The following is a 25,403-nucleotide window of genomic DNA, read 5'->3' as shown; positions in this document are numbered from 1 at the left end:
GGAGAGGCTGGCTGTGACGCCTTTGCCGTGCAGTCGTATTAATTGTATACAATTGACAAAACACATATTTAAAACGATCATCACAAATAAAATATCTTTTAAGGTTGTGCAGCTGTCTGTCCATCTGCATAAATATGTATAGCACGATGCATGTGCTCGTAATGGATGGTTGGCGGTGCCTTATTCGGCGCAATCAACTTGGCTACGACAAAGTTGAACAACCTTAGCGAGCGCAACCGCCTGGGCGGGAGGCTCGCCAACCCGAAGGGGGGAAAGATGGACGCCTTTATTGGAACGATCCTTATTTGGCCGGCGGATTGGGCGCCGGAAAGTTGGAGCCAATGTAACGGCGCGATTATTCCGGTTGCGCAATACCAGGCCCTGTATTCCATATTCGGGAATATCTACGGCGGCAGCGGAACGTCCACCATGGGTATTCCGGACCTGCGCGGCCGGTCTCCGGTCGGTTTCAACACTGGTGTTTCGCCTCTTCCCCGCCTTTCGATCGGCTCGTCGGTCGGGGTAGCGACCATCACCTTGGGCCTCAACAACCTGCCGGCCCACAACCACCCGGCAAGCTTCTCGCCGACCATGGGCACGCAGTCGGTCACCATCCCGGCGGTATCGGCCGCCGGTTCGCTGTCGGTCAACGTGGGAGGCACGGTCAACACAAGCACCGCCGGCACGGCGGCCCCGGCTTCGGCGGCCAACGTCTATCTGGGCGGGGTTGGGGGTAAGGCTGGTGCCAGTACCGTGGCCTTCACCGGCCCCTACGACACCACCAAGGCCGCCGCTACCGCCAATCTCCAGGGGTTGTCGGGATCGGTGACCCCCTCGGCCAATTATACCCCCGGAAGCCCGGCGGCCACCGTGAACATCAACGCGGTGACCGGCGGGGCGGTCACGGTCGGTCTCGGGGGCGGTTCCACCAACCCGGTGGGCTTCAACAACTATCAGCCTTCGCTGGCGATCAACTTCATCATCGCCATGAACGGTCTCTATCCCATGCGGTCCTGACAGGGAGCGGCCATCATCGGCCGTGCTCTCCTGTCGCGATGATACTCATCGGCCCGCCCTGCCAGGCGGGCCGATTTCCAAGCCACCAGTGGACTCAAGCCATGCCCGACATCGCCACCATCGGCTCCGATTTCTTTCGTCCGCATCAGGATACCGTCATCGCCCTGGCCGATTCCCAGGGCAATGTGGTGCTGGCCCCCACCTTGCTGCGGGTCGAGGATCGCCCCCAATCCACCATGCCGAACGCGCCCCGCCAATCCTTCGTCCTGACCCTGGCCGCCCCTCTTCCCTGCGATGCGAAGAGCGGCCACTACACCCTTGGTCATCCCGACTTCGGAACGGTGGGGCCGGTTTACGTGGTGCGCATCATGCCCGGCGACAATCGGGCGTGGTTCGGGGTCTATTTCAACTGAGCCGCCGAGGCCAGTGCCGGGTGGCCGGGTGGGAACCAGGCCAGATGCAGCATGGGAGCGGACTGCGCCACCACGCCAAAGCCCAGCCGTCCCCAGAAACGCAATGCGTTGGGCGCGGCCATCATGGCCGAGACGCTGAGCGGTTGCGAGGTTTTGGCCGCGGCTGCCTGCAGACTGCGCACCACATCGCTGCCGATGCCCTTGGACCGTGCCATGGCATGTACCTCCAACTGGGTGATCCGCCAGTCGTGATAGCCGAGATCCACCACCAGGTGAGCGACCGCCTGGCCGGTCTTTTCCACCACGAAGTCGAGATGTTCCGGGTACATGGCCCCGGTTCCCGCGCGGGTGATGCTCCACTGCTGTTCATAAAGGACGTGGATGGCGTCGCGCTCCAGGGTGGTCCAGTTGAACCAGGGGCGCGCCGCCATGAACATTTCCAGCAGGAAATCCCGGTCCGACGGCGCGACAAAGCGTAGGGAGAGGCCTCCCAGCATGGGGATGGCTCCGGCGAAGGCGGTCATGGTTGTGCACCTGGTTTAAAGTTGTTTACCAAACTGGTACGACAACTTAAGCGTGGTTACAAGGCAATTCATACCTGTTTAGTGATGGCGGTAATAAATGGAGTGCGACCAATGACTGTGGCTGTAACGCTGGAAACCTTTCTGGCCGAGGAGCAGTTGCGGCGGGACCTGGACGCCGATTCCGCCGACACCCGGGCATTGCGGGAACTGGTGGGGATTTGCCTGCTGAAGGGCCGGATGGACGAGGCGCTGGGCCTGGCCGACCGGCTGGTGGAGGCCTGCCCCGAGGACGGGGACGCGCTTCGCCTGCGGGGTGAGGTGCTGGCGCGCATGGGACAGGGGGATGCGGCTTTCGAGGCGCTGAAGGGCGCCGTGGCCCTCGACCCCGATGGGGTGGAGGCGCGCCTCGCCCTGGGGCGGCGGGCGGAGGAGCGGCAGGACTGGGCCGCCGCGCTGGAGGCCTACTATCCCTGTGCCGAGCGGGATCTCTCGGACTCACGCGCCATGATGGGGGTGGTCAACGCCTATTCCGGGCTGCGCCGGTTCGGCGATGCCGCCCGCGCGCTGGCCGGGCTGTGCGTGCACCAGTGGCCGGAACTGGGCGAGCGGCTGGTGATGCTGGCCGATCTGCTGCGCCTGGACAAGCAGCCCGAGGATTCGCTGGCGGTGGCGCGCACCGCCAACATGCTCTATCCCGAGAATCCCATGGCGATTTCCGTCCTGGCCCGCGCCATGATCAATTCGGGACGGCCCGTGGAAGGTCTGCGCGAACTGGAACGGGCCGAGGCGATGGGCGTGACGGGGCCGCCGACTTACCTCGCCCGATCGGTCGCCTGCCATCTGATGGGGCGCCTGGACGACGCGGTGGCGGAGGCCGGGTGGGCGCTGGACCTCGATCCCGCCAGTTCCGATGCCATCAACAACCGCGCCCTGGCGCTGATGGCCCAGGGGCGGTGGGAGGAGGGGCTGCCCGGCTATGAGGGGCGGCTGCAATTCTATCCCATCGATCACGCGCGGCTATGGAATGGCGAGGCCATGGAGGGAACCCTGCTGGTGCTGGGCGAGCAGGGGCTGGGCGATCAGGTCCAGTGCCTGCGCTACATCCCGCTGATCCGCCCGCTGGTCAAGGGGCGCCTGGTCGTTCATCTGGCCGAGCCGCTGCTGCGCCTCGCCCGCGAGTCCATCGCCGGGGTGGACGAGTGGCGCTCCCTGGCCGAACCGCACGGCGAGCACGACCGCGTCATACCCATGATGTCGCTGATGAAGGTGCTGGACGGCGGCGAGCCGGGCATCGCCCCGGTGCCGGTGCCCTTCCTGCGTCCGCCGGCCCAATGTTCGGTGCCGCTGCCCGGGGGCGACGGCCTGAAGGTCGGCCTGTGCTGGGCCGGAGGGCCGGGCTATCTGATGGATTCCATCCGCTCCATGCCGGCCATCGAGGTGGCGCGGCTGGTCCGACGCTTTCCCGGCATCCGCTTCTTCCGTCTTCAGCGTGGGCCGGTGAGCGCCCATGTGGGCGAGGTGCGGCCCGACCTGCCGCTGGTGAACGTGCTGGACGGCTGTGCCGATTATGCCGATACCGCGGCGGTGATCGACCGTCTGGATCTGGTGATCAGCGTCGATACCAGCCTGGCCCACGTGGCCGCCGCCCTGGGCAAGGAAACCTGGATCCTGCTTCCCCATGTCGCCTGCTTCCGCTGGGGGCAGCAGGGCGAGACCTCGCGCCTTTATCCCTCGGTGCGGCTGATCCGCCAGAAGCGCTTCGGCGAGGGCTGGGGCGAGGCGATGGACGAGGTGGCGTGCCGGCTGGCGGAACGGGATGCGTCCCGTGGGGTTGATTTTCAAGGGAAAGAAACTCCCTAAGAGGGTAAACGGCCCGAATGACGGATTAATGTCTTCACAGTGGACAAGCCAACAGTTATGCCGCAGTGCGGATGATCACTGATATCTGTTACCGGGCGCCACATTTCGTCGCTTGATAGTATGCACGTCATGGTATAATTCCTTGTTCTGGGATTGGGCTTTGGCGCGTAATGGATGCGGCCGTGCGACTGTGGATTATCCAAGGGCGGGGGCGTTCCCGATATCTGGGCGTGAGCTCGTCCATCGTCGCCACGGTGCGGCAGTGTGTTTCCGGGAGTTTCCGTCATGACTGAGATGAAGCCCATCCGCCGCCGCGACCGGTCGCGGCTCTCGTCCCTGGGGCCGATGATCATGGCGCTGGAACCCCGGCTGATGTTCGACGGCGCCGCCGTGGTGGACGCCGCCCAGGCCGCCGACGCCGCCATCAAGGCCGCTCCCGCCCCGGTGGTGGTGCGCGACGCCGACCCGTCAAAGGACAGCGGCCGCAAGGAAGTGGCCTTCGTCGATACCTCGGTCAAGGACTACAAGGTCATCGAGGCCGGCATCCGTGACGGCGTGGCCATCGTCGAGATCGGCGGCGGCGCCGACGGCCTTGCCCAGATGGCCCAATGGGCCGAGACCCATTCCGGCTACGACGCCATCCATGTCTTCAGCCACGGGTCCGAGGGCACCCTTTACCTGGGCTCCAGGACCATCACCGCCAATGGTATGTCCGACACCACGGTGCGGATGGAACTGTCGGTGATCGGCCAGGCCCTCGATGCCGATGGCGATCTGCTGCTCTATGGCTGCAACGTGGCCAGGGGCGAGGCCGGTCAAGGGTTCATCACCGCATTGGCCAATGCGACCGGAGCCGATGTGGCTGCGTCCGACGATGCGACCGGGGCCACCGACAAAGGTGGTGACTGGGTACTCGAACGTTCGGCGTCAATAGTCGAAGCGACGGCGCTCGCCCCTTCCATCTATGCCGGTCTTCTGGTTGGGGCATCCTTCGACTTCGAGGCTTCCACCAGCGGCGGTGGCAGCAAGACGATGACCCAGGTCGATTCCGGTGAGACCATACAGTTCGTATCGACCACCAGGAACATGATCCTCGACACGGAAGCCAATTATGGTGGCGGCGACCTCGCCTTGCTTACCGGGACCGTGGCCTGGAATGACCATACTGTCGGCGAGGAAACGCAAACGGTCGTATCCCTGGTGAGTGGAAAGCTGTTCGATCTTACTTCGCTTACCCTTGCCGAGTGGCCCGGGAATAATGACACCCCTATATTTACGACGAGCAAGGGAAGTGTAACGCTGTCGGCGCTCAGCGCGTCAAGTACTTCGGTTGTTGTTGCTAATTTATCCGCCGGAGATCAGGCGAAGCTGCAGGGAATATCGTCGATAACGATTACCTCATCTGACGGAAACTATAATTTCGTCTATGATAACATTGTTCTGTCAAACATCCAGACTCCCGACGTCACCCCGCCCACCTTCGACATCACTCCCGACAAGTCCAGCGTCACCGGCACCACCCTGGATCTGACGGGCAGCATCGACGAGGCCGGGACGCTTTATTACGTGATCGTCGCCGATGGCGCGACGGCGCCCACCGCCGCCCAGGTCGAGGCGGCGGCCACCTATAGCGGCGTCACCATCCTCAAGAGCGGCAACGCGGCGGTGGGAACCGGTCCCTACACCAACATCTTCTCGGTGACCGGCCTGACGCCCGGGACCTCCTACGACATTTACATGTCCGCCAAGGACAGTGCCGGCAACCAGACCCTGGGCGCCAAGGTGGACGTCACCATGAACGCCCTGCCGACCATCGGCGGGGCCAGCGCCGGCCAGACGGTCAACGATACCGCCACGGTATCGCCCTTCTCGGGCGTCACCATCGCCGATGCCGATGGCAACAACGTGACCGTCTCGGTGGCGCTCGACACCGCCGCCAAGGGTGTCTTCACCTCGGCGTCGCTCACCGCCTCGGGCTTCACCGATGCCGGCGGCGGGACCTACACCCTGTCCTCGGGCAGCGCGGCGGCTGCCCAGGCGGCCATCCGGCAACTGTCCTTCGATCCCACCGACAATCGCGTGACGGCGGGGTCCACCGAGACCACCACCTTCACCATCACCGTCAACGACGGCGTCAATTCCAACGTCACCAACAATACCACCACGGTGGTTTCCACCAGCGTCAACGACCTGCCGTCCCTGGGCGGCACCTTCACCACGGCGGGCACGGTCAACGACAACGCCACCACCACGCCGTTCTCGTCGGTGACCTTCACCGATCCCGACGCCACCGCGGTGACCCTGGCCATCACCTATACGGGGGCCAACGGCACCCTGTCTTCGGGGGGCGGCGGCCTGACCGGGTCGGCGGGCAGCTACACCCTGTCGGGGGCCAGTCCGGCGGCGCTGCAGACCCTGCTCCAGGCCCTGGTGTTCACCCCGACCATCAACCAGACCGCGCCGGCCGGCACGGTGGTCACCACCTTCACGCTGACCCCCGCCGACGCCATCGGCAACGGCACCGCCAACGCCACCACCCAGGTGACGGCCACCTCCATCAACGACGCGCCGGTCAACACCAAGCCGGCGGCCCAGACCACCAACGAGGATACCGCCCTGGTGTTCTCGGCGGGCAACAGCAACGCCCTGTCGGTCGCCGATGCCGATACCGGCACGACGCTCACCACGGTGGTGTCCGTGGCGGCGGGCACCGGGACCATCGCGGTGACCACCGGCGGCGGGGCCACCATTACCGGCAACAGTTCCAACTCGGTGCAGATCGTCGGCACCGTGGCGCAGGTTCAGAACGCCCTGGGCTCGGTGACCTATACGCCCACCGCCAATGCCTCGGGCAACGGCTACGCCACCCTGACCATCTCCTCCACCGATGCCCATACGGGGACGCTGAACGACACCGACACGGTGACCATCAACGTGACGACCGTCGCCGACACGCCGTCGGTGACCAGTTCCAGCACCACGCCCTCCACCCAGACCACCAGCGGTCTGGTGCTGTCGCGCAACGCCGCCGACAGCACCGAGGTGACCCATTTCAAGATCACCGGCATCACCAACGGCACGCTGTACAAGAACGACGGCGCGACGCAGATCAACAACGGCGATTTCATCACCTTCGCCGAGGGCAATGCCGGCCTGAAGTTCACCCCCAGCGGCAGCAGCGACGGCTCGTTCACCGCTCAGGCCTCCACCAGCGGCGCCGATGGCGGACTGGGGGGGGCGACCGTCACCGGGACGATCACCGTGGGCGCGGCGGTGGCCAATCCCACCGTCAACGAGGATACGGATTCCGGCGCCATCGCCATCACCAGGGGCAGCGGCGAGACCTTCTACAAGATCACCTCCATCACCGGCGGCACGCTGTATTCCGATGCGGGCTACACCACCCAGATCAACGACGGCGACTTCATCGCCAATGCGGGTGCCACCACCAACGTCTATTTCCGTCCCACCGCCAACCGCAACACCACCACCGGCGGCAACGGCAGCTTCGTGCTGCAGGCTTCCAGCGCCTCCAACGACGGCGGCCTGAGCGGCAGCCAGGTGACCAGCACCATCACGCTGACCGCCATCGCCGACACGCCCAGCGTGGCCAGCCCGACGGTGAACGAGGACGCGGATTCGGGGGCCATCGCCATTACCCGGGCGGCGGGCGACGGGGCCGAGACCACCCATTACAAGATCACCGGCATCACCGGCGGCACCTTGTACTCGGATTCCAACTACACCACCCAGATCAACGATGGCGACTTCATCGCCAGTGGGGGGGCCTCCACCAACGTCTACTTCCGCCCCACCGCCAACCGCAACACCACCACCGGCGGCAACGGCGCGTTCACCGTGCAGGCATCGAAATCCAACGCCGATGGCGGTCTGGGCGGCAGCACGGTGAGCAGCACCATCACGCTGACCGCCATCGCCGACACGCCCAGCGTGGCCAGCCCGACGGTGAACGAGGACGCGGATTCGGGGGCCATCGCCATTACCCGGGCGGCGGCCGACGGGGCCGAGACCACCCATTACAAGATCACCGGCATCACCGGCGGCACGCTGTATTCGGATTCCAACTACACCACCCAGATCAGCAACGGCGACTTCATCGCCAGCGCCGGCGCCACCACCAACGTCTATTTCCGCCCCACCGCCAATCGCAACGCCACCACCGGCGGCAACGGCGCGTTCACCGTGCAGGCATCGAAATCCAATGCCGATGGGGGCTTGGGCGGCAGCACGGTGAGCAGCACCATCACGCTCACCGCCCTCGCCGACACGCCCAGCGTGGCCAGCCCGACGGTGAACGAGGACGCGGATTCGGGGGCCATCGCCATTACCCGGGCGGCGGGCGACGGGGCCGAGACCACCCATTACAAGATCACCGGCATCACCGGCGGCACCTTGTACTCGGATTCCAACTACACCACCCAGATCAACGATGGCGACTTCATCGCCAGTGGGGGGGCCACCACCAACGTCTACTTCCGCCCCACCGCCAACCGCAACACCACCACCGGCGGCAACGGCGCGTTCACCGTGCAGGCATCGAAATCCAACGCCGATGGCGGTCTGGGCGGCAGCACGGCGACCAGCACCATCACGCTGACCGCCATCGCCGACACGCCCAGCGTGGCCAGCCCGACGGTGAACGAGGACGCGGATTCGGGGGCCATCGCCATTACCCGGGCGGCGGCCGACGGGGCCGAGACCACCCATTACAAGATCACCGGCATCACCGGCGGCACGCTGTATTCGGATTCCAACTACACCACCCAGATCAGCAACGGCGATTTCATCGCCAGCGCCGGCGCCACCACCAACGTCTATTTCCGCCCCACCGCCAATCGCAACGCCACCACCGGCGGCAACGGCGCCTTCACCGTGCAGGCTTCCAAGTCCGGGGTGGATGGCGGTCTGGGCGGCAGCACGGCGACCAGCACCATCACGCTGACCGCCATCGCCGACACGCCCAGCGTCACCGCCGCCTCGACCGCGCCGTCCACCCAGACCACCAGCGGGCTGGTGCTGAGCCGCAGCGCCAGTGACGGGGCGGAAACCACCCATTTCAAGATCACCGGCATCACCAACGGCACGCTGTACAAGAACGACGGCACCACCCAGATCAACAACGGCGATTTCATCACCTTCGCCGAGGGCAATGCCGGCCTGAAGTTCACGCCGTCGGGCAGCAGCGCCGGCAGCTTCACCGCCCAGGCCTCCAAGGCCGCCAATGACGGCGGTCTGGGCGGTTCCACCGTCAATGCCGCCATCTCCGTCAACAGCGCCCCGGCGGCGGGCGGCGGGACCCTGACCCTGACCGAGGGACAGGTGGGCAGCGCCTATTCCTTCAGCCTGCCGGCCGGGACCTTCACCGACGCCGACAACGACACGCTGAGCTATACGGTGAGCGGCCTGCCGGCCGGCCTGACCATGAGCACGGCGGGCGTGATTTCCGGCAACCCGACCACGGCCGTGGATTCGGTGACCCTGACCTTCACCGCCACCGACCCCTCCAATGCCACGGCGACCAAGACGGCGACGCTGAAGATCAAGGCGAAGCCCTCGATTAGCGACGGTGGTGTGAAGGTCGTTGTCGATACGGTCAAGGACACCAACACCAAGACGAAGGACGGGAATGACGACAAGGGCTCGGACAGCCTGAGAACCGTCATCAACACGGAGAGCGGCGACACCAAGACCGGAAGCGGCAAGGGCTTCGGCGATACCGGAGGGCTGACCACCCCGGCGGGGCCGGCGATCGGTCCCACGATCACCAGTCCCGTCGCTCCCGTCACAGGTGACGGTGGCCGGGTCGCCATCATTCCTGCCGTACTGACGGCGCCGATCGGCAATTCCTTCCAGATCGCCGTGGCGGCCAAGCCGCCGGGAGGCGGGGATGCCCTGGTGGTCAACGCCCCCATGCGGGATACGGTGATCGCCGAGGGGGCACGCATCGCGGTGACCATTCCCGCCGAGGCTTTCGCCCATACCAAGGCCGACGCCACGGTGACGCTGGTGGCGACGCGGGCCGACGGGCAGGCGCTGCCCGGCTGGATGACCTTCAATCCGCAGACCGGCACTTTCGAAGGCACGCCGCCGCCCGGCTTCAAGGGCGAGGTGGTGGTCAAGGTGGTGGCCAAGGACAACGAGGGCCGCGAGGCGGTCCAGACCTTCAAGATCCAGGTGGGCACCGGCCAGGGCAACGTGGCTCCCGAAGGTGGCCAAGGCCAGGGTACCCCCGGCCAAGGCGCCCCCGGCCAAGGCGCGCCCGGCCAGAGCGGCGATCTCGGCCAGCCGGGCAAGCTGGCCAAGGCAGTGGGGCGTCCCGGCCTGACGGAACAATTGCGTAATCTGAGCCGCGACGGACAGAAATCCGACGCCAGGGTGCTGGCAAGCCTGCTGTCAGGCAAGGGCCGTGCCGCATAGAGATGATGAACAGGGGGAAGTTGACGATGGTTGATGTGAAGCGCGCCGGCCGCCTGTTGGCCTCCGCCTCTTTGGTCGCCTTGCTCGCCGCCTGCGCGGTGACGCCCGAGCCGTTCACGGCGGAGGAATTGAAGACCCAGGCGGTTGCCGACCGCGAGACCATGTTCAAGGGCGGCGAGCCGCTGTCGGGCCCGCTGTCGGTGTCCGAGGCCATCGCCCGGGCGCTGAAGTACAACCTGGACAAGCGCTCCAAGATGATGGAGGAGGCGCTGGCGCTGGGACAGACCGAGCTGGACCGCTGGGACATGCTGCCCAAGCTGACCGCCAATGCCGGTTACACCTACCGCTCCGAGCCCAACGCCACCGTCTCCCACGACGTCCAGACCGGCCAGCGCGGCGGGGCCTACAGCGTGTCGGCCGACCAGCGGGGCAAGACCGCCGATCTCACCATGTCGTGGAACGTGCTGGATTTCGGCGTCACCTACTACACCGCCAAGGCCAATGCCGACCGCGCTTTGGTGGCCACCGAGCGCCGGCGCAAGGCGGTGCACAACCTGGTGACCGAGGTGCGCTTCGCCTTCTGGCGCGCCGCCGCCTATCAGGTGCTGAACGCCGAGGTGGACCGTGCGGTGTCCGAGGCCCGGGACGCCCTGGGCAAGGCCCGGCAGGTGGAGCGGGAAAACCTCAAGGCCCCGGCCGAATCCCTGCGCTACCAGAAATCCCTGCTGGAGACGCTGCGCCAGCTGACCGCCATCCAGCAGGAGCTGTCCACCGCCCACATCGAGCTGGCGGCGCTGATCAACGTGCCGCCGGGGACCAGGCTGGTGCTGGACGTTCCCGCCGAGATGAAGGTACCCGACTGGACCCTGCCGCTGGAGCGCATGGAGGAACTGGCCTTCGCCGGCAATCCCGATCTTCTGGAGCAGGGCTATCTGTCGCGCATCGCCATCGACGATACCAAGAAGGCCATCCTCAAGCTGCTGCCCGGCATCACCTTTTCCAGCGGCCGCAATTGGGACGGCAATTCGTTCCTGATGGACAATCGCTGGTGGGAGGCGGGCGCCAAGCTGTCGTGGAACGTCATGAACGTGTTCTCGGGCAAGTCGCAATTGGATTATGCCGAGACCAACGAGAACGTCGCCAATGCCCGGCGCAAGGCGCTGCGCATGGCGGTGCTGGCCCAGGTGCATGTGAGCGAGCGCCAGTTCCACAACGCCGTCAGCCAGTACCAGCAATCGGACGAATTGTGGCAGGTGGACAAGCGGCTGTTCGAACTGTCCGAGGCCAGGACCGCCAACGACGCCACCGGCATCCTGGAGCGGGTGGCGGGGCGCGCCTCGGCCATTGCCTCGCAGTTGCGCCGCTTCCAGTCCTACGCCCAGGTGGAGCAGGCCTACGCCAAGATCCAGGCGACCATCGGCCACGACCTGCAGGTGGAAAAGGCCGAGGGCGGCGATCTCAAGTCCCTGTCCCGCGCGGTGGCCGCCGGGCTGGAATCCTGGGGCCGCCATGGCCTGGCGGCGGAGCCCGCTCCCGCTCCCGCACCGGCGGTGGCCGGGGCCGCCCCGCCGGCCCCCGAGCCGCTGACCAGCGAGAACACCCAGTGGATCAAGGGCGATGCCCAGGCCGGCCTGACCGAGGAGACGGTGGGCACCGTGGTCGCCCACATCCGCGGCCTGCATCAGGCTTCCGGCCGATGAGGCGTGCCGCCCTGGCGGTGATGGCGGCGCTTGCCTGCGCCGCCCCCGCCTGGGGGCAGGAATTGCGGGCCCAGCTTTCACCCCGCGACTTCACCACCCTGGCCGCCGAGATCGGCGCCAAGGTGGAGAAGATCGGCGCGCGCGAGGGCGAGCGCTTCACCAAGGGACAGGTGCTGGTCGCCTTCGACTGTTCGGTCAACCGGGCCCAGCTGGACGAGGCCCGCGCCGCCCAATCCGCCGCCGACAAGACCCTGGCGGTCAACCGGCGGCTTTTGGAATTGCAGACGGTGGGCAAGCTGGAGACCGACGTCTCGGTGGCCGAGGCGGAAAAGGCCCGCGCCAAGGTCGCCGCCATGAGCGCCATGGTTTCCAAATGCGCCGTCACCGCGCCCTTCGACGGCCGGGTGGTGGAGCAGAAGGTGAGGGGGCAGCAATACGTCCAGCCGGGGCAGGCCCTGCTGGACATCCTCGACGATTCGGTGCTGGAGCTGGATTTCGTGGTGCCCTCCAAGTGGCTGGTGTGGCTGAAGCCCGGCCACGTCTTCCAGGCCGCCATCGACGAGACCGGCAAGACCTATCCGGTCAAGCTGATCCGGGTGGGCGCCCGCATCGATCCGGTCAGCCAGACGGTGCGGGTGGCGGGCGCCATCGGCGGTCATTTCCCCGAGCTTACGGCCGGCATGTCGGGCAAGGTCCTGCTGGCCCCGCCCCCATGATGGAGATCGAGGCCGGAACGGCCCTGCGTCTGGCTGGATTGCTCGACGTGGAGGGGCGTATCCTGCGGGCGGCGGACGCCGCCGAGATCGCCTTCGTGGCGGTCAACGACGCCCATACCCTGGTTCCCTACCGCCAGGCGGTGCTGTGGCGGCGGGACAAGGGCGTGCAGGCGGTGTCCGGCCTGGCGCTTCCCGATCGCAACGCTCCCTTCCTGCTGTGGATGGAGGGCGTGTGCCGCCATCTCTCGTCGCGTGCCGAGGCGGTGACGCTGTCCGCCGCCGATCTGCCCGACACCCTGGCCGGGCAGTGGGGGGAATGGCTGCCGCCCCACGCCCTGTGGCTGCCGCTGGGAGATGGCGCGGCCCTGTTTTATGCCGCCGAGGAGAAATGGCACGAGGGCGACGTCGCCCTGCTGGCCCGACTGGGCGAGGCGGTGAGCGTGTCGCTGGCCCGTTTCCATCGCCCGTCACCCCTGGCCAAGGCCTTGGGCCGGCTGAAGGCCAGCCGCCGGCGGCAGATGGTGGCGGTGGGGCTGCTGGCCCTGTCGCTGTTTCCGGTGACCGGCTCGGTACTGGCGCCCGCCGACATGGTGCCCGCCCATCCCCTGGTGGTGCGCTCGCCGCTCGATGGCGTGGTGGACCGCATCCATGTGCGGCCCAACGAAGCGGTTATCGAGGGCAAGCCGCTGTTCGACCTGGACGCCACCCAGCTTGCCGGCCGTCTCGACATCGCCCGCCAGCAGCATGCCACCGCCGAGGCGGAATACCGTCAGGCGGCCCAGGCCCAGGTTTTCGATTCCAAGGCCAAGGCCCAGGTGGCCATCCTGGCCGGCCGGGCCGAGGAGAAGGCCGCCGAGGCCAAGTGGCTGGAAAGTCAGCTGGAACGCATCCGGGTGAAATCACCAGGGCCGGGAATTGCCGTTCTCGACGATCCGTCCGACTGGATCGGCCGCCCGGTCGTGGTGGGCGAGAAGGTGATGCTGGTCGCCGACGAGACCGACACCGAGGTGGAGGCCTGGCTGGCGGTGGCCGATGCCGGCGAGGCGCGGCCGGGGGCGCGGCTGACGCTGTTTCTCAATTCCCGGCCGCTGTCGCCGCTGCGCGCCGTGGTGCGCAGCGTGGCCTACGAGCCTTCGGCCCGACCCGACGCCACCCTGGCTCACCGGGTGCGGGCGGTCCTGGCCGAGGGGCAGGAGAAGCCGCGCCTGGGCCTCAAGGGAACGGCCCGCATCGACGGGGACAGCGTGCCGCTGATCTGGTGGCTGTTCCGCAAGCCGCTGGTGGCGGTGCGCCAGTTCGTGGGCTTCTGACCATGGTCACCGCCGCCTTGCCGCCGCTGCGCGAGGAACTGACCGTGCATCCGGGGCCGCGGGGAGCGGACGGGGCGCCCAGCTGGATGCTGCACGACCCGCTGCGCAATCAGTTCTTCCGTCTGTCCTGGCCGGCCTTCGAGATGCTGTCGCGCTGGCATCTGGGGTGGCCGGAGGCGGTGGCGGACACCATCCGCCACGAGACCACCCTGGCGGTGGAGGCCGAGGACGTGGCGGAGATGGTGGAATTCCTCGCCCGGGGTCAGTTGCTGCGGCCCGCCGGGCCGGACCACACCCGGCGGCTGCTGTCCATCGCGCGGGCGTCGCGCACGTCGTGGGCCGAGTGGCTGCTGCACCATTACCTGTTCTTCCGCGTGCCGCTGCTGCGGCCCGACCGGGTCCTGGACACCCTGCTGCCGTGGGTGGCGTGGCTGGGCGGCCGGACCTTCCGTCTGGCCGGAATCGCCGCCCTGCTGACGGGATTGCTGCTGGTGGGCCGCCAGTGGGACGTCTTCGCCACCACCCTGGTGGACCAGTTCTCCATCACCGGGCTGGCGGCGTTCGGAGTGGCCCTGGGGCTGGCCAAGATCATCCACGAACTGGGCCATGCGCTGACCGCCAAGGCCTTCGGCCTGCGGGTGCCGACCATGGGGGTGGCCTTCCTGGTGCTGATGCCGGTGCTCTACACCGACGTCAACGAGGCGTGGAAGCTGCCCGACCGCCGTCGGCGCCTGCTGATCGGCGGGGCGGGGGTGCTGGCGGAACTGACCCTGGCCGCCTGGGCCACACTGGCCTGGGCGCTGCTGCCCGACGGCATCATGCGGCAGATGGCCTTCACCCTGGCGGCCACCACCTGGATCTCGTCGCTGCTGATCAATCTCAGCCCGTTCATGCGCTTCGACGGCTACTTCCTGCTGGCCGACGCCCTGGATATGCCCAATCTGCACAACCGGGCCTTCGCCCTGGCCCGCTGGCACCTGCGCGAAGTGCTGTTCTCCCTGCGCGAGCCCGAACCCGAACCGCTGCCGCCCGGGCGCCGCCGTCTGCTGATCGTCTTCGCCTGGGCGGTGTGGATCTACCGTCTGGCCCTGTTCCTCGGTATCGCGGTGCTGGTCTATCACTTCTTCATCAAGGTGGTCGGCATCGTTCTGTTCGTGGTGGAGATCGGCTGGTTCGTCCTGCGGCCCATCGCCGCCGAGATCAGGGAGTGGCGCGACCGTTCCGGGGCGATCCTGGCCTCGCGGCGGTCGCGCTGGACCCTGGGGCTGGCCGGGCTGGCACTGCTGCTTGCCCTGGTGCCTTGGAACAGCCGGGTCTCGGCGCCCGCCATGCTGAAGGCGGCCGGACACGTGACCGTTTATCCTCCGGTTCCGGCCTTGCTGAAATCCGTGGAGACGCGTGAGGGGCACCGGGTGGAGGCGGGAAGCGTGCTGGCCGTTCTCGACAATCCCGAGATCGATTATCGTCTGGTCCAGACGGCGCGGCGCATGGCCGTGCTGCGATACGAACTGTCCTCGGTGGGGTTCGACGACGGCTTTCGCGACCGCTCCCAGGCCGTCGCCCGCCAGTTGGAAGCCGTCCAGGCCGAACACGCCGCCCTGCTGCGCGACAAGGACCGTCTGACCCTCAGGGCGCCCATCGCCGGCTGGGTGGCCGATGTCTCGCCGTTCCTGCTCGAGGGCCAGTGGCTGAGCCCGCGCGAGGCCCTGATGGCGGTGCGCGCGCCGGGGGCGATCATCGAGGCCTACGTGGCCGAGGACGACCTGCCGCGCATCCGGCCCGGGGGCAAGGCCCTGTTCCTGGCCGAGGGCGCGCGGGCGGGACTTCCCGCCGCCATCGTCGAGATCGACCGCACGGCGGTGCGCGGCCTTCCCGATCCCGCCCTGGCGGTCCAGTACGGGGGAACCGTTCCGGCCCGCTTCGTGGACAAGGCCCTGGTTCCCGACGCGGCCCTCTACCGTGTCCGTCTCTCGGTGGCGGGCGTGGCGTCCGAGCCCGTGATGCTGCGCGGCGAGGTCCATCTGGACGGGGAGGGGCGTTCCGCCCTGCAACGTCTGTTCCGCGCCGTCGCCATGGTGGTGATTCGCGAATGGGGGGTATAGATTGAATACCGGAGGTGCATCATGACCGCGTTTCGCAGCCTGATCCCCGCGCTGGCCCTGTCCCTGTGGCTGGGTGGCGCCCTGGCGGCCGACAGGCCCGCCCCATCCGCCGACAACGCCTATGCGGCGGCCAAGTCGGCCGAGATCGAGACCCTGAAGGTCCGGGCCTCGGCCAATTCCGCCCTGGGGGCCGGTCCCATCCTGATGGAGGCCGACGATCTGCTCCGCCGCTTCCGCCAGGCGCCGGCGGCGGAGAAGGGGGGCTTGCGCGCCCAGCTCGATGCCGCCCTGGCCCGGGCCGAGATGGAACTCAGCCGGGGACGCTAGTCCGGCAGTTTCGGCAGGGTGAAGACGATGCGGGTGCCCTTGCCCAGCCCCTCGGACTCGGCCCAGATGCGGCCGCCGTGGCATTCGATGATCTTGCGGCAGACCGGCAGGCCGATCCCGGTGCCGCCGCCATATTCATCGCGCTGGTGCAGGCGCTGGAACAGACCGAAGATGCGTTCCTCGTACCCCTTGCCCGGTTCGAGGCCGATGCCGTTGTCGGCGATGGTCACCCGCCACATGTCCGGCCCGTCGGCCCGGCAGTCGATGACGATGCGGACCGGATCGGGGCCGTGATACTTGAGGGCGTTGCCCAGCAGGTTGAGCAGGACCCGGTAAAGCTCGTCATCGTTGCCCATGACCGTGGGCAGGGGCGAGGCGATCTCGATTTCGGCGTTGGCGGCCTGCATCTGGCTGCGCAGGCCATCCCTGGCCGAATTGGCCAGTTCGTCCAGACAGACCCGAGCCATGGCACGTTCGCTGCGTCCGACGCGGCTGACCTCCAGCAGGTCGCGCACCAGGCTGTCCATGCGGTTGGCGGCGTCGGTGACGATCTTGATGAATTCCCGCTCCTCGCCGCTCAGCCGGCCTTCGAGCCGGCGGGCCAGCAGCGAGGAGAACGACGTGATGTTGCGCAGCGGCTCCCGCAGGTCGTGGGAGGCGACATAGGCATAGGATTCCAGTTCGGCGTTGGACCGCTGCAGCGCCTGGTTCTTGCCTCGCAATTCCTCCTCGACCGTCTTGGCCAGGGTGATGTCGGTGTGGAAGCCCAGGGTATAGGGTGAGCCACCCGCCGGATCGTCGACCTCGAAGGACTTGGCGTGCAACCAGGCCACCGAGCCGTCGGGACGGATGACCCGGAACTCGGCCTCGTACTCCCCCGACCCGATGCGCGATGCCACCAGGGCCATCACCGCCTCGCGGTCCTCGGGATGAATCCAGGCGGGCCAGACGGCGGGATCGTTGAGCAGTTCGGCCGGGTCGCGTCCCCACAAGCGGCGGAAGGCCGGGCTGACGTAGTGGAACTTCCGGTAATCCCGCTCGGCGACGAAGAACACCTGATCGATGGTTTCGGCCATCTCGCGGAAGCGGCGTTCGCTTTCGGCCAGAATCCGCTCGGCCTGCTTGCGTTCGGATATGTCGCGCAGGAACACGAACAGACGACCGTCGCCACCGGGAAAGTACGAGGTGCTGACCTCCACGTCCCAGACCTGGCCGGTGGCGGTGCGATGGCGGGTCTCGAAGCGGTCGATGTCCCCGCGGGTGACCGCCCCGATGCGGGCGCGGACTTCCTCGCCGGTTTCCTCGGCATCCAGGTCGGATATGGACATGGCGCGCAACTGGTCGCGGCTGTAGCCAGAGCGCCGCACGTAAGCATTGTTGACCTCGAGAATCCGGCCTTCGGTGTCGGTCATCCAGAAGCCCTCCGAGGAGGTTTCCACGATGGCGCGGTAATGCCGTTCGCTGTCGCTCAGGGCCTGGGTCATCCTGGCGTTGGCCGCCAGGCGGACATGGCTGCGGCGCGAGATCCAGCCGATGGCCAGCACCCCCGTCAGCCAGACGGTCCCGTGGGTGGCGGCCATGGTCCGCACCACCCGGGCCTCGCCCGCCTGATAGGGGGCCAGCGGCACCGAAACGCCGATTCCGCCTCGGACCTCGCCATCCTTGAAGCCCAGATGGCCGTGGCATTTCTGGCAGCTTGGCTCCATGCGGAACGGCTTGAACAGGCGCAGGAAGGGGGCGCCGTCGATGTCGGACACCTCCATCACCTCTTCCTTGCTCCCCTGGGCGAACTGGCGGATGGCATCGGCCTCCCACGGATCGGCCTCGTTGTTGGGATTAAGGTAGACGGTGCCGACGATGCGGCCCTTGATGCCGTAAAGCTCGCCATGGTCCTGCATCATCTCGCGCAGCATGTAGGCGGGGTTCATCAGGGTCAGCAGCCGCCCGTCATTGGCCACCAGGTCGCGGTCGGGCAGGTGGGCCATCCAGGGGCTGGGCGGAGTCTTCTCGGTGGGCTCCACATAGACGCCGCCGTGGCCCGACGCCCACAGGCGGTAGGCCACGTCCTTGTTGAAATTGGCCAGGGCGGTATTGGTGGCCAGTTCCAGGGTGATCTCGCGCTGCTTGGCGATGTTCCAGGCCAGCGATCCCCCGAGAAGCAGGGTCCAGGCCAGCAATCCCAGGGCGGTATAGCGGATCACCCCCGCCGTCACGTTGGCGAGGATGGAGGCCCTGTCCGAACCCGGCTGCCTGGCACTCAAATCCAAACCCCCGTGCACTTAGCCGAATGACCTGAATCGAACTATACCGAATGTGCGGCATCGTCACAGCCCGGCATCTCGTGACGAAACCTTACCGAGGGATGGTGCCTGGGCTATACTGCCGTCATGATTCCCGTCACCCATCGCATCGCCATCGACGAGTCCGAGATCGAGGAAAGCTTCGTCCGCGCCGCCGGGCCGGGCGGGCAGCACGTCAACAAGACCAGCACGGCGGTGCAGCTGCGTTTCGATGTCCGCAATTCGCCCAACCTGCCCGACCGGGTGAAAGCCAATCTGGAACGCCTGGCGGGCCGGCGGCTGAGCAAGGAGGGCGTGCTGGTCCTCGTGGCCCAGGATGCCCGCTCCCAGGAGATGAACCGCAAGGCGGCGCTCGACCGTCTGATCGAGATGATCCGCGAGGCCGCCAAGCCGCCGCCTCCCGTCCGCCGCGCCACCAAGCCCACCAAGGGCAGCCAGCAGCGCCGCATGGACTCCAAGTCCAAGCGGGGCGAGGTCAAGCGCCTCAGGACCGAGCGGCCGGATTAGCCGGTGCGTTCAAATGCCTCAGGCAGGGTTCCGCAAATCCCGGATGGCCATGACGAACTGATCGATGATGGTCAGCGCCGCGGCGATCACTTCCGGGGTCGGCAATGAGTCGTGCACATCGTCGCCTGGGTAGCGATAAGCAATGTTCCAGGTCGTCCACGGTTCGACGGTTGCGACGATATCGGCCAGAAACGGATACATGCCGACGACGGCAGTCCCCAGTTCCGCAAGATCGTGGGTTTTCCGAAATGGAACTTCCGCCCACACCAGGGCTGCTTTGAGCAACTTCTCAATCGCCTGCTGGCAGTGGAAGCTGGCGGCGTCCAGAAGAGGCGGGCGAGCATTCAGGCAAACCTCCGCCGCCCTCCGGTCGGATCGCGCATGGGCGATCCATTGCTCGACGACGGACCAAATGTCTTCCGGATCAGCCGCGCTCATACACCACCACGCCGTCATGGGCCGCACTGAATGACAGTGTTCCCACGATATTCCGCTTCTTGCGGAAGACCGAGTCGCGGACCGGAATGACATCGGCGGCTTTCCGGTAGGAGCGGCGGGACTCGTACCCGGCTTGCAGCGTGACCTTTTCCGCGGGCGTGTCGTCGTCAACCACCACCAGAAGATCAACGTCGCTATCCGCGTCGTCGTCTCCGCGCGCCCGAGACCCGAACAGGATCACTCGCTGTGGCTGGAAAAAGGCCACAACGGAGTCGAGAAGGTCGGGGGGAACCGTCGCGCGCATGGGCACCGTAGGCAAAGGAAGCGTTTCGCGACAATACCACTGAAAGCATGGGGTAGCCACATGCCCGGCGTCTGGCTATGACGCGCTGAACGTCAACAAGACCAGCACGGCGGTGCAGCTGCGTTTCGATGTCTGCAACTGGAACGCCTGGCGGGGCGCCGCATGGACTCCAAGTCCAAGCGGGGCGAGGTCAAGCGTCTCAGGACCGAGCGGCCGGATTAGGTCTCAATCCGGTTTGCGCAGGCGGGTGACCGCCACCGCCGTCATGTCGTCGGACAAGGGCGTCCGCACCGTGTCGAGGAAGTCCTCGACCATGGGGGTGATGGCGATGCCGGCTTCCCTGGTGTGATGGCGGCGGATCAGGTCCTGCAGCCGCTCATCCTCGAACATGTCGCCATCGGGCAGCAGCGCCTCGGTCATGGCGTCGCTGTAGACGAACAGGCTGGAGCCGGGCGGGAAGGGGATGGAGCGGTTGAAGTATCGCCCCGCCCCCGACAGACCCAGCGGCGTGCCGATGGTGTCGAGCCGCTCCACGTCGCCATCGGGGTCGAACAGCAGGGGGCGCGGCGCGCCGGCTCCCGACCAGGTCATGGTTCCGGCCGCGGTGTCGATGACCGCCAGTACCATGGTGGCGTACTGACCGCGGGGCAGCAGCCCGTGCAGTGCCGCGTTGAGCTGGATCAGGGTGCCGGCCGGATCGACCGACTGGCCCTTCAGTTCGCTGATCAGGGTGTGAAGGCGGAAGACGTTCAGCGCCGCTCCGACTCCGTGGCCGGAAAAGTCGAGGGCATAAAGGGTCAGGCAGCCGTCGCTTCCCTCCATGCATCCCCAAAGATCGCCGCCGATATCGGACGACGGCTTGAAGTAGCCCTCCACCGCCAGGCCGAGGGTGGAGCGGACACGCTCCAGGCGGTTGGGGCGGGGCAGCAGGTCGAACTGCATGTTGCGGGCCGCCGACAGCTCCTCGGCCATGCGGTCGTATTCGCTGGCCAGCATGTCGGTCAGGTGCAGCCTTTCGCGCTCGCTGCGGAAGCGGTAGATGGCGTTCTGCAGGGTCCGGGCCAGGGAGCGGGAATCCATCTCGCCCTTGACCAGGAAGTCCTGGGCGCCCTGCTCGATGGCCTGCTCGGCCACCTGGGGATCGTCCAGCCCGGTCATGATGACCACGGGCAGGGGAGGGACGGCGGCCAGCAGGGCCGACAGGGTGTCGGCGCTTTCCGAATCGGGCAGGCCCAGGTCGAGCAGCGCCGCATCGAAGGTGGAACTCACGGTCAGGCGCTCGATGGCCCCGGCCAGGGTCTCCTCGTGCATGACGATGAAGCTGGCGGAATGGGCCTCTTTGAGGGCGGTCTTGATCAGCAGGGCGTCGCCGGGATTGTCCTCGATCAGCAGGATCCGCAATCTTTGCCGCATCATCGTCCCTACCGGCCGGAATCCAGCAGCATCTCACGGAACAGGGACAGCAACTGCATGTCCAGCTTGCCGGGCATGTCGTCCATCATGATCTGCAGGGCCTGTTCCGCCGTCCGCGCCGGCTTGTAGGGCCGCCGGTCGCTGAGCGCGCAGAAGACGTCGACGATGGCGGACATGCGGGCCAGTTCGTTGAGCTCGCCGCCCTTCAGTCCCCTGGGGTAGCCCGACCCGTCCAGACGCTCGTGGTGCTGGTTGCCGATCAGCAGGATGTTGCGCGGCAGATCCAGGCATTTCTCCAGGTAAGCGTGGGTGCCGGTCACGTGACTCTTCATCAGGTCATGCTCTTCCTTGGACAGGATGCCGACCTTGTTCAGGACGTCGTAGGGAATCGACATCTTGCCCACATCGTGCAGCAGGCCGCCGCTGCCCAGCAGCGACAGCTCGTCGCCCTTCAGCCCGATGGTGTAGCCGAACAGCAGCAGCAGGGTGGCGACCCCCAGGCTGTGGGCGTAGGAGAAATTGTCGTGGCCGCGCACCTCGTCCAGGATGACCCGGAACTCGCCGGTGCCCACCGCCTCGACCAGGGGGCCGCAGGCGTCGGTGACCTTGGAATAGGCGATGGGCTCGCCGCTCTCGATCACGTCGCTGACGCTGTTGAAGATGTCCATGGTGCCGACCAGCGCGTCCCGCTGCAGGGTCGGCAGCTTCTCCCAGCGGCGCTCGACGGCCTTGTTGATCTGCTGCGAGATGGCGCGGATCAGCATGCTGCGGCGATAGGGCTTGGCCAGGAAGGAATCCGCTCCGGCGTCCCTGGCCGCCTTGCGCGTCGCCGGATCGTCGCTGGAACTGATGAACACGATGGGGGTGTCGACAAAGCTGGGGTCGCCGCGCAGCTCGGCGATGAAATCGCAGGAATCCTGCGGTCCGGCCCCACGGTCCACCACGATGGCGCAGGGCGGCACCTTGGCCATGGCCGCCATGGCCAGGGTGGTGCTGCCGTAGGTGGCGATGCGATAGAACGAGGTCAGGGCGTGCTCGACCTGGCGGCGGTGGCTCTCGCTGATATCGATCACCGCCACCGTCTCCCGGTGGGAACTCGTCGTATGGTCGGGCAGTGTCATCCCCTCTCCCCCGGTTCGAGGCGGCACTCTAGCATCTAATACGGTGAGGCGAATACCCACATCGACGAAAGGATGCCATTCAGGCCGCTTGACGCTATCTCCCCAATAGTCTACAGATTAGTAGTCTAAATAATGAGCTCTACGGCTCGGGTGTGAATTTGGAGGGTCCGATGGTCGGTTTTCATGGTGATGAGGTGCGGCGGTTGCTGCTGGCGGCCATGTTCGCGGTGATGCTGGCCCTGGGAATGGCGGCGCTGCTGCCCGGTGCGCAGGCGGCCGAGAGCCGGACGCTGCTCAACGTCTCCTACGATCCCACCCGCGAGCTGTATCAGGCGCTGAACGAGAGTTTCATCAAGCGCTGGAAGGCCCGGAGCGGCGAGGACCTGAAGATCAACCAGTCCCATGGCGGCTCGGGCAAGCAGGCCCGCTCGGTGATCGACGGGCTGGAAGCCGATGTGGTGACCCTGGCGCTGGCCTATGACATCGATGCCATCGCCGACAAGGCCAAGCTGCTGGATGCCGGCTGGCAGAAGCGCCTGTCCTACAATTCCTCGCCCTATACCTCGACCATCGTCTTCCTGGTCCGCAAGGGCAATCCCAAGCAGATCAAGGATTGGGGCGATCTGGTCAAGCCGGGCGTTTCGGTCGTCACTCCCAATCCCAAGACCTCGGGCGGGGCGCGCTGGAACTATCTCGCCGCCTGGGGCTATGCGCTGGATCGCAACGGCGGCGACGCCGCCAAGGCCGAGGCCTTCGTCGCGGCGCTGTTCAAGAACGTTCCCGTGCTGGATTCCGGCGCCCGCGGGTCGCTGACCACCTTCGCTCAGCGCGGTATCGGCGACGTCTTCCTGTCGTGGGAGAATGAAGCGGTCCTGGCACTGAAGGAATTCGGCCCCAATTTCGAGATCATCACGCCGTCGCTGTCCATCCTGGCCGAGCCGCCGGTGGCGGTGGTCGACAAGGTGGTCGACAGGCGTGGAACCCGCGCCGTGGCCCAGGCCTATCTCGAATTCCTCTACACCCCCGAGGCGCAGGAGATCATCGCCCGCAACTTCTACCGTCCCCGCGATCCCGACGTGGCGAAGAAGACCGCCGCCACCTTCGCGCCGGTGAGGCTGTTCACCATCGACGACGTGTTCGGCGGCTGGACCAAGGCCCAGGCCGAGCATTTCTCCGATGGCGGCGTGTTCGACCGCATCACGGCCAAGAAGTAGGGGCGGGGGGAATGGCCGTCCTCGCCCTTTCCCTGCCGCGCCGGGCGCCCAGCGTCATTCCCGGGTTCGGCCCGACCATGGGCTTCACCCTGGCTTACCTGTCGCTGATCGTCCTGCTGCCGCTGGCGGCGCTGGTGATCAAGGCGGCCGGCACCACCTGGGCCCAGTGGGGCGCCATTCTCACCGATGCCCGGGTGCTGTCGGCGCTCCGCCTGTCGTTCGGCGGCGCCCTGGCCGCCGCGCTGATCAATACCGTGTTCGGCCTGCTGGTGGCCTGGGTGCTGGTGCGTTATCCCTTTCCCGGGCGCCGGCTGGTGGACGCGGTGATCGACCTGCCCTTCGCCCTGCCCACCGCCGTGGCCGGCATCGCGTTGACCGCCCTTTACGCCCCCAACGGCTGGTTGGGACGGTTGCTGGAGCCGCTGGGCGTCAAGGTGGCGTTCACGCCCTTGGGCGTGGTGGTGGCCATGGTGTTCATCGGCTTGCCCTTCGTGGTGCGCACGGTGGAGCCGGTGCTGCACGACGTGGACCTGGAACTGGAGGAGGCGGCCGCCTCGCTGGGGGCCGACCGGGTGCAGACCTTCCTGCGGGTGATCCTGCCGGCCATCCTGCCGTCGCTGCTGACCGGCTTTTCCCTGGCCCTGGCCCGGGCGGTGGGGGAATACGGATCGGTGATCTTCATCGCCGGCAATCTGCCGGGGGTGTCCGAGATCGCGCCATTGCTGATCGTCACCAAGCTGGAGCAGTACGATTATGTCGGCGCGACCGCCATCGCCACGGTGATGCTGGGAATTTCCTTCGCCCTGCTGTTGGCGGTCAATCTGCTGCAGAAGTGGCGCCGCGCGCGCATGGGGGGAGCATGAACAACCGTGCAATCCATGAGCCGGCCCTGGTGCGCTGGAGCCTGACCGCTCTGGCCCTTGCCTTCCTGGGGCTGTTCCTGCTGGCACCCCTGGCCGCCGTGCTGGTCGAGGCCTTCGCCAAGGGGTGGGGCGCCTATGTTCGGGCTCTTTCCACCGACGACACCTTCTCGTCCATCCGCCTGACCCTGATCGTCGCCGCCATCGCCGTGCCGCTCAACATCGTCTTCGGGCTGGCGGCCAGCTGGGCCATCGCCAAGTTCGATTTTTCCGGCAAGAGCCTGCTGGTCTCGCTGATCGAACTGCCGTTCTCGGTTTCGCCGGTGATCTCTGGGCTGATCTACGTGCTGCTGTTCGGTCTGCAGGGGCTGCTGGGTCCCTGGCTGGTGGAGCACGGCCTCAAGGTCATCTTCGCCGTGCCGGGCATCGTGCTGGCCACCATCTTCGTCACCTTCCCCTTTGTCGCCCGCGAGCTGATTCCGCTGATGGAGGAGCAGGGGCGCGAGGAGGAGGAGGCGGCGCTGACCCTGGGAGCCTCGGGCTTCGCCGCCTTCCGGCTGGTGACCCTGCCCAACGTCCGCTGGGGGCTCCTGTACGGCGTCCTGCTGTGCAACGCGCGGGCCATGGGCGAGTTCGGCGCCGTTTCCGTGGTTTCAGGTCATATCCGGGGGCTTACCAATACGATGCCCCTTCATGTGGAGATCCTCTACAATGAATACGATTTCGTCGGCGCTTTCGCGGTCGCCTCTCTCCTCGCCGTTCTGGCCCTTGTCACTCTGGCGGTCAAATCGGCGCTCGAATGGTGGCACCGGGATGAGCTTGCCGCCGTTGGACATTGA

General features: G+C 66.7%; 19 protein-coding genes. 13 read left to right on the top strand and 6 right to left on the bottom strand.

Going from position 1 to position 25,403, the window contains the following annotated elements; genetic code table 11:
- Positions 1–276: 276 nt before the first annotated feature.
- On the top strand, positions 277–1,017 hold the full coding sequence (locus tag ACV4UZ_RS20130; protein WP_491602573.1) for a phage tail protein: 741 nt from the start codon (positions 277–279) through the stop codon (positions 1,015–1,017).
- 101 nt (positions 1,018–1,118) lie between these two features.
- Complete coding sequence (locus ACV4UZ_RS20125; protein WP_491602572.1) at positions 1,119–1,430, top strand: DUF6916 family protein; 312 nt, start codon at positions 1,119–1,121, stop codon at positions 1,428–1,430.
- Here ACV4UZ_RS20125 and ACV4UZ_RS20120 read toward each other — a convergent pair.
- Positions 1,418–1,954: a GNAT family N-acetyltransferase gene (locus ACV4UZ_RS20120; RefSeq protein ID WP_491602571.1), complete on the bottom strand. Its 537-nt coding sequence runs from the start codon at positions 1,952–1,954 to the stop codon at positions 1,418–1,420. The two genes, ACV4UZ_RS20125 and ACV4UZ_RS20120, sit on opposite strands and share 13 nt — an antisense overlap.
- Before the next feature lie 111 nt (positions 1,955–2,065).
- On the opposite strand from ACV4UZ_RS20120, the gene ACV4UZ_RS20115 reads away from it, so the two are divergent.
- From ACV4UZ_RS20115 to ACV4UZ_RS20085, 7 genes are all read left to right on the top strand, one after another.
- Complete coding sequence (locus tag ACV4UZ_RS20115; RefSeq protein WP_491602570.1) at positions 2,066–3,814, top strand: tetratricopeptide repeat protein; 1,749 nt, start codon at positions 2,066–2,068, stop codon at positions 3,812–3,814.
- A gap of 285 nt (positions 3,815–4,099) precedes the next feature.
- Positions 4,100–10,252: a DUF4347 domain-containing protein gene (locus ACV4UZ_RS20110; RefSeq protein WP_491602569.1), complete on the top strand. Its 6,153-nt coding sequence runs from the start codon at positions 4,100–4,102 to the stop codon at positions 10,250–10,252.
- A 26-nt stretch (positions 10,253–10,278) separates the two neighbouring features.
- Positions 10,279–11,952 (top strand): TolC family protein, encoded by a 1,674-nt coding sequence (locus ACV4UZ_RS20105; RefSeq protein WP_491602568.1) that lies wholly within the window; start codon positions 10,279–10,281, stop codon positions 11,950–11,952.
- On the top strand, positions 11,949–12,668 hold the full coding sequence (locus ACV4UZ_RS20100; protein WP_491602567.1) for an efflux RND transporter periplasmic adaptor subunit: 720 nt from the start codon (positions 11,949–11,951) through the stop codon (positions 12,666–12,668). The genes ACV4UZ_RS20105 and ACV4UZ_RS20100 overlap by 4 nt, the downstream gene beginning before the upstream one ends.
- The gene (locus ACV4UZ_RS20095; protein WP_491602566.1) at positions 12,665–13,978 is read left to right on the top strand and encodes an efflux RND transporter periplasmic adaptor subunit; all 1,314 of its coding nucleotides are present in this window, start codon (positions 12,665–12,667) and stop codon (positions 13,976–13,978) included. The genes ACV4UZ_RS20100 and ACV4UZ_RS20095 overlap by 4 nt, the downstream gene beginning before the upstream one ends.
- Before the next feature lie 2 nt (positions 13,979–13,980).
- Entirely contained in the window at positions 13,981–16,080 is a 2,100-nt protein-coding gene (locus ACV4UZ_RS20090) for an efflux RND transporter periplasmic adaptor subunit (protein ID WP_491602565.1), read from the top strand.
- 21 nt (positions 16,081–16,101) lie between these two features.
- Entirely contained in the window at positions 16,102–16,407 is a 306-nt protein-coding gene (locus ACV4UZ_RS20085; RefSeq protein ID WP_491602564.1) for a hypothetical protein, read from the top strand.
- Here ACV4UZ_RS20085 and ACV4UZ_RS20080 read toward each other — a convergent pair.
- A complete protein-coding gene (locus ACV4UZ_RS20080) occupies positions 16,404–18,668 on the bottom strand; it encodes a PAS domain S-box protein (RefSeq protein ID WP_491602563.1) in 2,265 nt (754 codons plus the stop codon). The genes ACV4UZ_RS20085 and ACV4UZ_RS20080 overlap by 4 nt on opposite strands.
- A gap of 126 nt (positions 18,669–18,794) precedes the next feature.
- Between ACV4UZ_RS20080 and arfB the strand changes: the two genes are divergently transcribed.
- The gene (gene arfB / locus ACV4UZ_RS20075) at positions 18,795–19,214 is read left to right on the top strand and encodes an alternative ribosome rescue aminoacyl-tRNA hydrolase ArfB (RefSeq protein WP_491602562.1); all 420 of its coding nucleotides are present in this window, start codon (positions 18,795–18,797) and stop codon (positions 19,212–19,214) included.
- An 18-nt stretch (positions 19,215–19,232) separates the two neighbouring features.
- Here arfB and ACV4UZ_RS20070 read toward each other — a convergent pair whose 3' ends face one another.
- The 4 genes from ACV4UZ_RS20070 to ACV4UZ_RS20055 all read right to left on the bottom strand — a co-directional run bounded on the left by ACV4UZ_RS20070 (position 19,233) and on the right by ACV4UZ_RS20055 (position 22,490).
- On the bottom strand, positions 19,233–19,652 hold the full coding sequence (locus ACV4UZ_RS20070; RefSeq protein WP_491602561.1) for a HEPN domain-containing protein: 420 nt from the start codon (positions 19,650–19,652) through the stop codon (positions 19,233–19,235).
- Positions 19,639–19,956, bottom strand: coding sequence for a nucleotidyltransferase domain-containing protein (locus ACV4UZ_RS20065; RefSeq protein WP_491602560.1), 318 nt, complete (start codon positions 19,954–19,956; stop codon positions 19,639–19,641). The genes ACV4UZ_RS20070 and ACV4UZ_RS20065 overlap by 14 nt, the downstream gene beginning before the upstream one ends.
- Positions 19,957–20,181: 225 nt before the next feature.
- Positions 20,182–21,372, bottom strand: a complete 1,191-nt coding sequence (locus tag ACV4UZ_RS20060) for a PP2C family protein-serine/threonine phosphatase (RefSeq protein ID WP_491602559.1) — start codon at positions 21,370–21,372, stop codon at positions 20,182–20,184.
- A gap of 5 nt (positions 21,373–21,377) precedes the next feature.
- On the bottom strand, positions 21,378–22,490 hold the full coding sequence (locus ACV4UZ_RS20055) for a response regulator (RefSeq protein ID WP_491602558.1): 1,113 nt from the start codon (positions 22,488–22,490) through the stop codon (positions 21,378–21,380).
- Between the two features lie 170 nt (positions 22,491–22,660).
- On the opposite strand from ACV4UZ_RS20055, the gene ACV4UZ_RS20050 reads away from it, so the two are divergent.
- Genes ACV4UZ_RS20050 through cysW form a run of 3 tightly spaced genes read left to right on the top strand, consistent with a single transcriptional unit; the run spans position 22,661 to position 25,403 of the window.
- On the top strand, positions 22,661–23,704 hold the full coding sequence (locus tag ACV4UZ_RS20050; RefSeq protein ID WP_491602557.1) for a sulfate ABC transporter substrate-binding protein: 1,044 nt from the start codon (positions 22,661–22,663) through the stop codon (positions 23,702–23,704).
- Between the two features lie 11 nt (positions 23,705–23,715).
- On the top strand, positions 23,716–24,567 hold the full coding sequence (gene cysT / locus ACV4UZ_RS20045) for a sulfate ABC transporter permease subunit CysT (protein WP_491602556.1): 852 nt from the start codon (positions 23,716–23,718) through the stop codon (positions 24,565–24,567).
- A complete protein-coding gene (gene cysW / locus ACV4UZ_RS20040) occupies positions 24,564–25,403 on the top strand; it encodes a sulfate ABC transporter permease subunit CysW (protein ID WP_491602555.1) in 840 nt (279 codons plus the stop codon). Before cysT ends, cysW begins: the two co-directional genes overlap by 4 nt.

Source organism: Paramagnetospirillum sp. (genome assembly GCF_058402745.1).
The sequence above is the reverse complement of the archived record's forward strand: the minus strand, read 5'-3'. Positions and strand labels throughout refer to the sequence as shown.